We start from the raw sequence: 12,606 nt of genomic DNA, 5'->3' as shown, positions 1-12,606 counted from the left end.
AGAAGAGTCCTCTGAGTGAGTAACATACCCGCCAACCGTGCCGCGTTTAACGCGGCACGTTTTTTCCGCCTGCCACGCACCAGAGCAACACGATATTTGCTGTGGCTGGTATTTTTTTGTTTGCTGTTAAAAAGTGCCGATTGGTTATGGCCACTGGCCGTACCCGATCCGCAACGCCAGACAGAAGGCGCGCAGAATGATTTTGCCCAGCTGGTGGTTGATCGCCATGAACGGCCGTTGCGTGCCTTTGCCGACAGCAATGGTGTCTGGCGCTATCCGGTAGAACTGAACGAAGTATCGCCTTTTTATAAAGACGCATTACTGAATTACGAAGACCGCTGGTTTTATTATCACCCCGGAATAAATCCTTTCGCGCTGCTGCGTGCCGCCTGGCAAAACTGGCGCTGCGGTTGTGTGGTATCCGGTGGTTCGACCATTTCCATGCAGGTGGCGCGGCGTTTTCACCCGCATTCCCGTTCCGTCGGTGGCAAGCTGGAACAGGCACTGCGGGCATTACAGCTGGAGTGGCATTACAGCAAAGATGAAATATTCACTCTGTATTTAAATTACGCGCCCATGGGCGGCGTGATTGAAGGGGTAGGGGCGGCCAGTCGTTTATATCTGGATAAACCGGCACTGGACTTATCGCTGGCCGAGTCGGCATTAATGGCGGTATTACCCCAGGCACCGTCGCGTTTGCGCCCCGACCGCTATCCGCAGCGGGCATTAAATGCACGTAATAAAGTGCTGCAGCGGATGCTGGAATTTGGCGTGATTACAGCGACGGATTATCAGCAGGCGCTGCTGGAACCTGTATTGGCTTATCAGCCGCATACACCGCAGCTGGCACCGTTACTGGCGCGGGAATTACGCCGGCAAAATGCCGATAAAAGCCTGATTAAAACCACGCTGGATGCCGATTTACAGTACGAGATAGAAGATTATCTGGCGCAGGAAATTCAGCGTTTTCCGCCCAGTCATTCTGCCGCCATTCTGGTGCTGGATAATGCCAGCCACGAGGTGCGCGCCTATGCCGGGTCGGCCGATTTTGCCGACGATTCACGCTTCGGCCATGTCGATATGGTGCAGGCGCAGCGCTCGCCGGGGTCAACCTTAAAACCTTTTATTTATGGTCTGGCGATAGAAGACGGGCTGATTCACTCCGCCAGTTTATTGCGTGATGTACCGCGTTATTTTACCGATTATCAGCCGGAAAACTTTACCCGCCATTTTTCCGGCCCGGTGTCGGCCACCGAGGCGTTACGGCAGTCGCTTAATTTACCGGTCGTGCAGGTGCTGGAAGCCGTTACTCCGGAGCGCTTTGCCGCCGCTCTTGCCAATTCCGGAGCACGCTACCGTATTCCCGGTGACGGTAAAGCCAACCTGAGTATGGCGCTGGGTGGTGGTGGATTATCGCTGGCGCAGCTGGTGCAGCTGTATTCCTCCATCGCTAATCAGGGGCAGGTGTGGCCGCTGCGTTATCTGACGGAAGAATTACCATCGGCTGCCGGCTCTCGCTGGTTATTTTCGGCAGAAACCGCCTGGGTGTTGAATGATATGTTGCGCAGTCCGCGTCCGGACCGTGCGCGCAGTTATGCCCTGCAGGATAACGACCGCAGCATTGCCTGGAAAACCGGCACCAGTTATGGCTTCCGTGATGCCTGGGCGGTGGGTGTGACTCCTGCTTATACCATTGGCGTGTGGTTTGGCCGCCCGGACGGTACGCCATCGCCCGGCCATTATGGTGCGCTCAGTGCGCTGCCGGTGTTGTTCCAGCTATTTGACCGCATCGAACATAAACCTGAGCTGTTGCCGCAGCCAGAGCAGGTCAGTCAGGAAACCATTTGCTGGCCGTTGGGTAAGAGTGCCGCGGAAACACCGGCCGATCAGTGCTTCCAGACCCATAAAGCCTGGCTGGTACGGCGTCAGCTGCCGCCGACCTTACGCGATGAACGCAGCGATGGTTTATGGCGCAACCCGTTAACTTACTGGACCAGCGAGCGCGGCCTGCTGGTCGATGGCAGCTGTGATGTATCCGCACGGTCAGCACACCAGCTGGCACTCTGGCCACGGCCACTGGAACACTGGCTTCCGGCCAGTCAGCGCCTGCGTAACCGTTTACCCGCCGTTGATCCGCGCTGCAGCGAGCCTCCGGCGCTGGCACTGGAGCCTTTGCAGATTACCGGTATTCAGGATGGCCTGATTTTACGCTCCAGCCGTACCCGTGCCGGCGGCAGCGCTGCCTTACCGGAAATCTCGCTGCATGCTCAGGGCGGGCTGGGTCCACGCGACTGGTATGTAAATGGCCTGCACGTTGGCAGCAGTGGCGAGGCCGAAACCCTTAGTTACCGCTTCAGCGTGACCGGTGAACAGGAAGTGGTGGTGATGGATGCCCAGGGCGAGCTTGACCGGCGAACACTGCAGGTAGAATAACCTGACCATTGTGCTTTCCCGCCGCGTCACACTGTTGGTTTAAGCGGACGCGTGCTATAACGCGCGCTTCGTATTTATTTGCTCCGCTGCCGTTTTCTTTTGTGGATACCACCATGCTGACGCCGTCTTCCGTCTTTAACGATGTGTACATTATTGAACCCAGACTCTATGAAGATGAGCGCGGCTTCTTTATGGAAACCTTCCGTCAGGAATGGCTGGACGATCTGACCGGGGGCGCGGTTTTTGTGCAGGATAATCATTCGGCTTCCCATCAGGGGGTTTTACGCGGACTGCACTATCAGCTGGAACAGCCGCAGGGCAAATTAGTGCGTGTGGTGGCAGGCCGTGTGTTTGATGTGATTGTCGATATGCGCCGCTCTTCGCCAACCTTTGGCCGCTGGCAGGGCTTCGAATTATCCGCTGAGAACCGCCACCAGTTATGGGTGCCGCCGGGTTTCGCCCACGGCTTTTATACCCTGAGTGAACGGGCCGAATGTCTGTATCGCTGTAGCGGATATTTTCACGCACAAAGTGAACGCATTCTGCGCTGGGACGACCCGGATCTTGCTATCCGCTGGCCGTTACAGGGCGAGCCCATATTGTCTGAAAAAGACGCCAGAGGCTCCTCTTTTAAACAGGCCGATTATTTCGTATGACGCCGGTTAACGTATTACTGACCGGCGCCGGCGGCCAGCTGGGGCAATGCTTACAGGCAAGCTGCCCGGACTGGGTCAGACTGCGCGCCTGCGATCATCAGGCACTGGATATCTGCGACGACAACGCATTGCGCCAGGCCTGTGAAGGACAGCAGCTGGTGATTAACTGTGCGGCGTTTACCGCCGTCGATCAGGCGGAAATTCAGCCAGAAAAAGCGCACCGCGTTAATGCTCAGGCCGTTGCAGTTCTGGCCGAAATATGTCGTCAGCAGGGCGCGCGTTTACTGCATCTTTCCACCGATTATGTGTTTTCCGCAGGCGGCAATACACCGCTGACGCCAGAGGCTGAAACCGGCCCGCTGAATATTTACGGTCAGTCTAAATTAGCGGGTGAACAACAGGCGGTCGGTATTTTAAAAGACGATCTGCTGGTTATCCGCAGCGCCTGGCTGTACAGCCATTATGGCCATAATTTTTTACGCACCATGCTCAACTTAATGCAGGCCGGTCGTGATCTGCAGGTGGTGAATGACCAGTATGGGTCACCGACTTCCGCAGCAGAGCTGGCTGAAGTTATCTGGCAGTCTGCGTGGCTGCTTTATAACGGGCAATTACAGGGGATTTATCACTGGGCAGGCAGCGGTGTGGCCAGCTGGTATGAATTTGCCTGTGAAATACAGCGGCAGGCGCTTAGCTCCGGCCGGTTAACACAAAAGGTCGAAATTACCCCGCTCAGCAGTGTTGCCTATGCGGCAAATAATCCGGCGATTCTCGCCGAACGTCCGGCGTTTAGCGCGCTTGATTCGGCGGCATTAAATGCCCGGCTGCAACGTCAACCTGTCTGCTGGCGCGCAAGCCTGCAGCGTAGTCTGGAATCTCTCTGATGAAACGTTTACTGGTAACCGGCGGTGCGGGATTTATCGGGGCCAACTTTGTTGAATACTGGCAGGAAGAGCATCCGCAGGATTTTATTGTGGTGCTCGATATCCTCAGTTACGCCGGTAATAAAGCCAATTTAGCTGAGGCGTTAAAACGGCCGAATACCGTATTTGTACAGGGCAGTATTAACGACCGCAGCCTGGTTGAATATTTACTGGCTTTTTATCGCCTGGATACGATTGTTAATTTCGCTGCAGAGTCCCACGTCGACCGTTCGATCAGTGCACCGGAACAATTTGTCGAAACCAATATTGTCGGCATGCTGAATTTGTTACAGGCAGCCCGGCAGGTCTGGATTGAAGAACCGCTTAAGGCGGGCGATACGGTGTTGCCGCATCGTTTTCATCATGTTTCAACCGATGAAGTGTTCGGTGATCTGGGTGAAGAGGGTGAACCTTTCAGCGAGCACAGCCGTTATCAGCCGAGTAATCCTTATGCCGCCACCAAAGCAGCGTCTGATCATTTGTTAAATGCCTGGGCGAGAACCTACGGGCTGAATGTGAGTTTATCGAATTGTTCCAACAATTTTGGCCGTTATCAGTATCCCGAAAAACTGATGCCACGGATGATTACCAACATTCTGTTTGAGCGGCCTTTAACGGTATTCGGTAATGGTCAGCAGGTACGCGACTGGTTATATGTAAAGGATCACGCAGCAGGTATCGATCGTATTCTTGGCGCCGGAAAAACAGGCAGTAATTACAATATCGGCGGCCATAATGAACAGACGAATCTGCAGTTTATTCAGTTGTTGTGTGGCCTGCTCAATGATGAGTTTGCCCGCGATGCTTTATTGGCAGAACGTTATCCGCAGGCCCTGAGTGCCATCGCCGGACGTTCGCAACAGCTGATTACCCATGTGCAGGACAGGCCGGGGCATGACGTGCGTTACGCCATTAATGCCGGAAAAATCAGCAGAGAATTAGGATTTATGCCGCAGCATGATTTTGCCGCTGCGATGCTGGATACCGTTCGCTGGTATCTGCAGCATCCGCACTGGTTTGCGGCTCATTAACGGGCTGAGCAGAACGCTCAGCCGCATTACATACTGCTGCCTCAGTTGTTGGCGTGCAGTTCTTCGTTGAGCTGAATGGCGCTCTTGTTAGTAACGCACTGAACGGCACCGGTGATGGAATCACGACGGAACAGCAGGTCGGATTTACCGGCCAGATCACGGCCTTTAACCACTTCAACCACGTTTTTCTGATCGTCCAGTACCTGAATTTTGGTACCGGCGGTGACGTACAGACCGGCTTCAACGGTGCAGCGGTCACCCAGCGGGATACCGATACCGGCGTTGGCGCCGAGCAGGCATTTTTCACCGACAGAAATAATGATGTTGCCGCCGCCAGACAGTGTGCCCATGGTGGAGCAGCCACCGCCCAGGTCAGAGCCGTCACCGACCACAACACCGGCAGAGATACGGCCTTCAACCATAGAAACGCCCAGAGTACCGGCATTAAAGTTAACAAAGCCTTCGTGCATGATGGTGGTGCCTTCGCCGATGTAAGCGCCCAGACGCACGCGCGCGGTGTGCGCAATACGCACGCCTTTCGGTACCACGTAGTCGGTCATGCGCGGGAATTTATCCACGCTGTTTACGCTCAGCAGATCGCCGTTCAGACGGGCTTCCAGCTGTGCGGCCGGCAGTTCATCCAGGTCGACTGCGCCTTTATTGGTCCAGGCCACATTGGGCAGCAGGCCGAACATACCGGCCAGATTCAGACCGTGTGGTTTTACCAGACGGTGAGACAGCAGGTGCAGCTTAAGGTAAACCTCAGGCGTGGATGTAGCCTGTTCGTCGGCGGCCAGAATAGTCACCACAACCGGCTTTTCGCTTTCGGTGCAGGCGCGGGCCAGGGCAGCCTGCAGCGGATCGGCGCTGTCGAGTGCCGCAGCAAAGGCTTCCAGTTCGCCACCGTCAACATCCAGGGCAACGTTGCCTTCTTCATAGCCCAGAGCGCTTTTGGCCGCGTCAATCAGGGCAGCGGCCGGGTTCAGCAGCGGCTGCGGGTAAAATACTTCGAGCCAGTCACCTTTGCTGTTTTTGGTGCCGACACCAATGGCCAGGGCAAATGCGTTTGTCATAGTCATTCCTCAGATCGGGCGCTGATGCGCGTTCTATTTAAGTCAGTTCAGAAGTTCAGATCGGTGTATTCGGTAACACTGAAGCCAAGTACTTTGCGGCTGCCGGTATCCAGCAGCGGGCGTTTGATGATGGACGGATTATCCAGCATCACTGCACGGGCGCTGCTTTCATCAATATTGTCTTTGATGTCGTCTGCCAGTTTGCGCCATGTTGTGCCGCGCTTGTTCAGCAGGGCTTCATAGCCCAGTTCGCTGATCCAGCCATCGAGTAATTCAGGGCTTAAGCCGTCTTTTTTGTAGTCATGAAACTGGTATTCAACACCGGCGTCTTCCAGCCACTTACGGGCTTTCTTGATGGTGTCGCAGTTTTTAATGCCGTACATGGTGATCACGGTACGCTCCTGTTTGCGGATGAACATTGTGGCTGAACGCTGGCATTGGCGTTCTGGCAAAAAAGAGGCGCAAGGATACCAGAAGGTGGGAAAGGGTTCAGCCGCTGGTGATCCCTGCCGGGATAGCTAGTCTTAAAAGGCTTGGCGATAGCGCGCGAAGGCGCTTTTTTTGGGGACAATAAGGAGACGTCTGCGTGCCGAACGTTATAACCAAAGGGAAGCATCGCCAGCTCTGGCGCTGGGTATTGCTGGCGTTGACGCTGGGGCTGCTGATCAGCCTGTTTCTGTCGGTCAAAATCAGGCAGTTAAATGCAGAACGTTTGCACGACTCGCTGAACAGGCAGGCGCATGGCCTGACCACTCAGGTAGAGCGCCGCATTGAGCTTTATCAATACGGCCTCAGAGGTATGCGCGGCGCCATTCTTACCGCGGGTGATGATCTGAGCCGCGATCTGGTAAAGCGTTACAGTGCCACCCGCGATGTTGATGAAGAATTCCCCGGCGCCCGCGGCTTTGGCTTTATTCGCCGGGTGGCGGAAGCTGATGAAGCACGCTTTATACAGACAGCTCAGGCTGATGGCTGGCCGGACTTCCGTATCCGCCAGCTCACCCCTCATGGCGGTGAACGCTTTGTTATTCAGTATATTGAGCCGGTAGAGCGTAACGACGCGGCGGTCGGGTTGGATATTGCGTCAGAACATAATCGCCGCGAAGCGGCCTGGTCATCCCTGCTCAGTGGTGAGGTACGCCTAACCGGACCGATTACGCTGGTGCAGGCAACCGGCAGCCCACAACAGTCATTTCTGATTCTTATGCCAGTCTATCAGGGCGGTAAAACGCCGCAGACCCAGGCCGGGCGTGAACAGTTTGGCTATGGCTGGAGTTATGCGCCGTTGTTAATGGCAGAAGTGATGGAAGATCTGCGCTTGCACGAGCATAAGCTGGCGCTGGAAATTGTCGATATTACCGATGCACAGCAACCGGTCAGCTTTTTTAATAACCAAACACCCGCTGCGGTTGCAAATATTGGCAGCTATCAGATTGAGCGCACCATTTACGGTCGCCACTGGCAATTCCGCTTCAGGGTTTATCCCTCTTTTATCCGTGAACTGAATCTGCCTTCGCCAGCGATTGTTTTTGCCCTGGGTTCTCTTATCAGTGTGCTTATCAGTGCGCTGCTGGCGATGCAGATCAACAGCCGCGTGCGGCGCAGAGAGTTTCTGGCGCAGCAGAGAAGGTTGGCTTCCATCGTTGAAAGCTCGGCCGATGGCATCATCAGTCAGGACTGCCATGGTCATGTACAAAGCTGGAATCCGGCAGCGGCCAGAATGTTTGGTATTGCTGAAGCGGATGCCCTGGGACGCCCGTTAATGGAGCTGATTATTCCACCTGAATTACAGGAAGAAGAGCATCAGGTATGCGTTGCTGCCTCAAAGGGGGAACACTTGCTGCCGAAGGAGGGACAGCGCTGCCGTGCCGACGGTTCATTGTTGGATGTGTCGGTTTCCTATGCCGTAATCCGTAACACGGAAGGTAAAGTGGTAGGGGTGTCGGAAAGCGTCCGCGATATCTCCGGACAAAAAGCCGCGCAGGCGAAAATCCTCGAGCTGAACACCAATCTGGAACGTCAGGTGGAAGAGCGTGCCGGTGAGGCACAACGCCTCAGTCAGCTGCTGCAAAGCGTGCTTGATTCTGCTTCTGAAGTTTCAATTATTGCCACCGACAAAGACGGTATCGTCACTCTGTTTAATCAGGGGGCTGAATGTATGCTGGGCTATCGCGCGGAAGAATTTGTCGGTGTTCAGTCGCCGGCGGTGTTGCACGCCGCAGAAGAGATTGAAGCCCGTTCGGTTGAACTGGAGCGCGAATATGGCAAAGAAATCCGCGGCTTTCGCGTTTTTGTTCATCAATCGGAACGGACGGGTGCCGAAACCCGCGAATGGACGTACATACGCAAAAACGGTCAGCGTTTGCTGGTCAGCCTGTCGGTAACGACGATGCGCGATACTGCAGGTGAGATCGTTGGTTATCTGGGCATTGCAGTCGATATCAGCGCGCGTAAAGCCAGTGAAGCAGCACTGGAAAAAAGTCTGGTGACTACTCAGGCTATTCTTGATACCGCAGTTAATCCGATTATTACCATCGACAGTTTTGGCACCATCCGCTCGTTCAATCCGGCCGGTGAACAAACGTTCGGCTATCTGGCTGAGGAGGTAATTGGCCAGAATGTCAGCCTGTTGATGCCAGAACCTTTTGCCTCACGTCACGACCTTTATATGCAGCGTTTCCGTGAAATGACCGGCAACCGGGTGATTGGTATTAACCGCGAAATTCAGGCCCGGCGTAAAGATGGCAGCGTCTTTCCGGTACAGATCAGCCTTGGTGCCATGAACCTGGGAGGGGAGCGCATTGTTGTCGGTATTATGACCGATATCAGTGAAGAACGGGCGCAGCAGAAGGTTCTGGCGGCAACCTCCGCTCAGCTGGCAATGGCGACTGAGGTTGCCGAATTAGGGGTCTGGTCCTGGACGCCGGAAAATAATGAGCTGCAATGGAACGACCGTATGTTTGAGCTGTACCAGCAACCGCTCAGCCTGCGCAGCAATGGTCTGAAGTATGAACACTGGCGGATGCGCCTTCATCCGGATGATCTGGCCCGCACAGAGGAAGCATTGCAGGCTGCTGTCGAAGGCCGCGGTGTTTATGATCCGGTTTTCCGCATTGTGCTGCCGGATGGTAGTGAACGCAGTATTCAGGCCGGAGCAGCGGTTGAGCGCTTGGAAAATGGCACCTTATTGCGGGTAACCGGGATTAACCGCGATATCACCGAGCAGTTGCAGTACGAAACCCGCCTGCGTGAAGCCAAAGATGCTGCGGATGCTGCCAGTGCGGCAAAATCAGCGTTTCTGGCCAATATGAGTCATGAAATCCGTACTCCGATGAATGCTGTACTGGGCATGCTGAAACTGGTGGCACAGACCAGCCTCAGCGCACGGCAGCGGGACTATGTCACTAAGTCACAGAGTGCAGCAGGTTCGCTGCTCAGCCTGCTGAATGACATTCTTGATTACTCAAAAATAGAAGCGGGCAAACTGCAGCTCGATATTCACCCGTTTAACCTTGATGAAATCATGCGCAATCTGGCCGTGGTGATTTCCGGCAATCTGGGCAGTAAGCCGGTCGAGGTGGTATTTGATCTGGATCTGTCGCTGCCACAAACCCTGTTGGGAGACAGCAATCGTCTGCAACAGATATTAATTAACTTGGCTGGTAACGCGCTGAAATTCACCCAGAACGGATACGTCAGAGTCCGTGTGCGGCAGCTGAAAATGGTGGCTGCAGATGTTTGCTTCCGTATAGAAGTTGAAGACACCGGTATTGGTATTTCTGCGGAGAATCAACAGCGTATTTTTGAAGGTTTCACCCAGGCAGAAGTTTCAACCAGTCGCCGCTTTGGCGGTACCGGCCTGGGCCTGGTGATTTGCAAACGTCTGGCTGCGATGATGGGCTCTGAACTGAATCTGCGCAGCGAATTGGGCAAAGGCAGCTGCTTCTGGTTTGATCTGGAATTACCTGTTGTGCTGGCCGAACCTTATAAGCCGCCGGTTTTCGCTCCGGCACTAGCGGAACCGCGGATTCTGCTGGTGGAAGATCACCCTCTGAGTGCAGAACTTCTGCAGCGCGATGGCCGTTCACTGGGCTGGCAGGTTGATCTGGAACCGGATGGTAACGCAGCAGTGGCTGCGGTTGTTGCCGCTCATCGTCAGGGAAAACCTTATCAGGCCGTGCTGCTGGACTGGCGTCTGCCGGATGCTGACGGAGTGGAAGTGGCTCAGGCCATCAGCGATGCTCTGGCTGAGCAGGCACCGGCGGTAATACTGATCAGCGCCTATGGACGGGAGTTTCTGGCTGAGGTTCTCTGCAGTGACAATCCACCATTCCGCGAATTTCTCAGCAAGCCTTTGACTCCGGTGCAGCTGTCAGAGGCCGTCGCCCGTGCACTGCGCCTGCCTGAACCATCCTCTGTGCTTCCTTCAGAAAGCGAGAAGCGCCTTGCGGGCCTGCAAATTCTGGTGGTGGAAGATAATGAAATTAACCGTGAAATTGCCTTTGAACTCCTGCAGGCAGAAGGGGCTGTTGTGGATCTGGCTGAAGGCGGTTTAACGGGTGTTAATAAGGTTGTCAGCCAGAACAGGGGCTATGACGCCGTGATTATGGATATGCAGATGCCGGATATCGATGGTCTGGAAGCCACACGGCGTATCCGTGCTGACAGCCGCTTTGCCGGGCTGCCAATTGTGGCGATGACGGCTAATGTTTCAGAAGCTGACCGGCTGGCTTGTGTTGCTGCAGGAATGAATGCCCACGTAGGTAAACCAGTCAATCTGGATGATCTGGTACATGTTCTGCGGCAGTTGGTTGGGGTCCCTTCAGCGCCGGAGCCTGTGGCAATGACTATAGTTGAGGATATGGACACCCTGTTACGGCGCTTTGGCCATAACCGCCGTTTGCTGGCCAGTATGACCGAACGCTTCCTGACGGATATGAGCGCACTGCTGCAGACACTGAGACAGCAATGGCAGCAGCGGCTCTGGCAGGACAGCAGCGCGACCCTGCATACCCTTAAGGGTACTGCCGCAACCATGGGGGCTGTTGCTCTGGCGCGGCGCAGCAGCGAGCTGGAAGAGCAATTTAAAGAAATAAGTGCTGCAGATAATGTTGCAGCTGAGGATTCCGATGGTGAAGCTCTGCTCGCTGAGCTTGAGCAGTTGCTGCAGGTTTCACATCAGACGCTGGTGGATATGACTTCTTCTGCTGATGCTCAGCAGCAGAAAGAACAACAACCACAACAGCAAACGAGTGATAACTGGCCGGCCGAACGCTGGCGCGCAGCGTTAACTCAGCTCGGTATCCTGCTGCGGGAAAACAATATGGCGGCACTGGCCTTGATTGAACAATGGCCGCGGGCGCGTTTTCCCGGAAATACACTAAAATTCAGTAAGTTGCTGGAGCAGATTGAGCAGCTGGATTTCAGGGCAGCACAGCACACATTAACCGATGTGCAGGAGTGGGAATGAATTCAGGAAAGACACTGGCGGAGTTAATCCCTGGTCTGGCGCATAAACCACGTTTGCTGATTGTTGATGATCAGCCACTGGTTATCCGCACGCTGCATGAAATCCTGAAAGAAGAATTTGACGTCTTTATGGCCACCAGTGGCCGTCAGGCGCTGGATATGTGCAGCGAGAACCCACCCGATATTATGCTGCTTGATATTATGATGCCGGATATGGATGGCTATGAGGTTTGCACGGCATTAAAGGCCGACCAGACGCTGGAAAACTTCCCGGTGATATTTGTTACCGCACAGCAGGATGTCGTCGACGAAGTACGGGCATTTGATGTGGGTGCCGTCGATTTTATAACCAAGCCAATCAACCCAGCGCTCGTTTCTGTCCGGGTGAGGACTCACGTGGTGGTGAAATTGCAGCGTGATATTCTGCATTCAATTGCAATGCAGGATGGCTTAACCGGTGTGGCAAACCGTCGTCGTTTTGATGAGCAGGCGCAGTTGCACTGGCGTCAGGGACGGAGGGATAAGAAGCCGTTGTCGCTGATTCTTATCGATATTGATCATTTTAAACAATATAACGATCACTACGGGCATTTGGCCGGTGATAAAGCATTGCGCGATGTTGCCCATGCTCTGCGTTCTGCATTACAGCGTCCGCATGACAGCCTCTCCCGTTACGGCGGAGAAGAGTTCGCCTGTTTGTTGCCCGATACTGATAATGGCGGAGCCACGTTACTGGCACAGCGTCTGCTGGATTCCGTCCGGGCGCTGAAGATTCCCCATGCCATGTCGTCTGCTGGTGAGCACCTGACCATCAGCGCCGGTGTTGCGACACTGCTGCCGGATTCCACTTCCGGTATTGAAAACCTGCTCAATATGGCCGATGAACAGCTTTATCGTGCCAAACATGATGGCCGTAACTGCGCCCGTTCAGCCGGTTTGTCAGATTAATACTCTCCGCTAGCCATATCAGCCTTATTTCTGGATATATATCCGCCAGTTCGTACAGATATCTGAGGCTTTT

The 12,606-nt window shown here is 54.5% G+C and carries 8 protein-coding genes; 6 read left to right on the top strand and 2 right to left on the bottom strand.

Features of this window, described 5'->3' with window-relative positions; genetic code table 11:
- Nucleotides 1-15: 15 nt before the first annotated feature.
- The 4 genes from pbpC to rfbB all read left to right on the top strand — a co-directional run bounded on the left by pbpC (nucleotide 16) and on the right by rfbB (nucleotide 5,043).
- Nucleotides 16-2,433 (top strand): penicillin-binding protein 1C, encoded by a 2,418-nt coding sequence (gene pbpC, locus HUF18_RS01730; protein ID WP_225690915.1) that lies wholly within the window; start codon nucleotides 16-18, stop codon nucleotides 2,431-2,433.
- Between the two features lie 113 nt (nucleotides 2,434-2,546).
- Complete coding sequence (rfbC, locus tag HUF18_RS01725) at nucleotides 2,547-3,089, top strand: dTDP-4-dehydrorhamnose 3,5-epimerase (protein ID WP_225690914.1); 543 nt, start codon at nucleotides 2,547-2,549, stop codon at nucleotides 3,087-3,089.
- Nucleotides 3,086-3,973 carry a dTDP-4-dehydrorhamnose reductase gene (gene rfbD / locus HUF18_RS01720; RefSeq protein WP_225690913.1) on the top strand — a complete coding sequence of 296 codons (888 nt, stop codon included), beginning with the start codon at nucleotides 3,086-3,088 and terminating at the stop codon, nucleotides 3,971-3,973. The genes rfbC and rfbD overlap by 4 nt, the downstream gene beginning before the upstream one ends.
- A complete protein-coding gene (gene rfbB, locus HUF18_RS01715) occupies nucleotides 3,973-5,043 on the top strand; it encodes a dTDP-glucose 4,6-dehydratase (protein ID WP_225690912.1) in 1,071 nt (356 codons plus the stop codon). Before rfbD ends, rfbB begins: the two co-directional genes overlap by 1 nt.
- A 41-nt stretch (nucleotides 5,044-5,084) precedes the next feature.
- Here rfbB and dapD read toward each other — a convergent pair whose 3' ends face one another.
- Together dapD and HUF18_RS01705 are read right to left on the bottom strand one after the other, a co-directional pair.
- Nucleotides 5,085-6,116 (bottom strand): 2,3,4,5-tetrahydropyridine-2,6-dicarboxylate N-succinyltransferase, encoded by a 1,032-nt coding sequence (dapD, locus tag HUF18_RS01710; RefSeq protein WP_225690911.1) that lies wholly within the window; start codon nucleotides 6,114-6,116, stop codon nucleotides 5,085-5,087.
- Between the two features lie 47 nt (nucleotides 6,117-6,163).
- On the bottom strand, nucleotides 6,164-6,499 hold the full coding sequence (locus HUF18_RS01705; RefSeq protein ID WP_255605610.1) for an ArsC family reductase: 336 nt from the start codon (nucleotides 6,497-6,499) through the stop codon (nucleotides 6,164-6,166).
- A gap of 203 nt (nucleotides 6,500-6,702) precedes the next feature.
- Between HUF18_RS01705 and HUF18_RS01700 the strand changes: the two genes are divergently transcribed.
- Together HUF18_RS01700 and HUF18_RS01695 are read left to right on the top strand one after the other, a co-directional pair.
- Entirely contained in the window at nucleotides 6,703-11,586 is a 4,884-nt protein-coding gene (locus HUF18_RS01700; RefSeq protein WP_225690910.1) for a PAS domain S-box protein, read from the top strand.
- Nucleotides 11,583-12,533, top strand: coding sequence for a diguanylate cyclase domain-containing protein (locus tag HUF18_RS01695; RefSeq protein WP_145470055.1), 951 nt, complete (start codon nucleotides 11,583-11,585; stop codon nucleotides 12,531-12,533). The genes HUF18_RS01700 and HUF18_RS01695 overlap by 4 nt, the downstream gene beginning before the upstream one ends.
- Nucleotides 12,534-12,606 lie beyond the last annotated feature (73 nt).

This window comes from Thalassolituus sp. ST750PaO-4, from assembly GCF_020320405.1.
Lineage (GTDB): Bacteria > Pseudomonadota > Gammaproteobacteria > Pseudomonadales > Oceanobacteraceae > Venatoribacter > Venatoribacter alkanivorans.
This window is presented reverse-complemented; position numbering and strand designations above follow the sequence as displayed.

Excerpts from the sequence above, each read along its gene's own strand:
- rfbC (WP_225690914.1), top strand. The coding sequence starts at position 2,547 with ATGCTGACGCCGTCTTCCGTCTTTAACGATGTGTACATTATTGAACCC.
- rfbD (WP_225690913.1), top strand. The coding sequence starts at position 3,086 with ATGACGCCGGTTAACGTATTACTGACCGGCGCCGGCGGCCAGCTGGGG.
- rfbB (WP_225690912.1), top strand. The coding sequence starts at position 3,973 with ATGAAACGTTTACTGGTAACCGGCGGTGCGGGATTTATCGGGGCCAAC.
- dapD (WP_225690911.1), bottom strand. The coding sequence starts at position 6,116 with ATGACAAACGCATTTGCCCTGGCCATTGGTGTCGGCACCAAAAACAGC.
- HUF18_RS01705 (WP_255605610.1), bottom strand. The coding sequence starts at position 6,499 with ATGTACGGCATTAAAAACTGCGACACCATCAAGAAAGCCCGTAAGTGG.
- HUF18_RS01695 (WP_145470055.1), top strand. The coding sequence starts at position 11,583 with ATGAATTCAGGAAAGACACTGGCGGAGTTAATCCCTGGTCTGGCGCAT.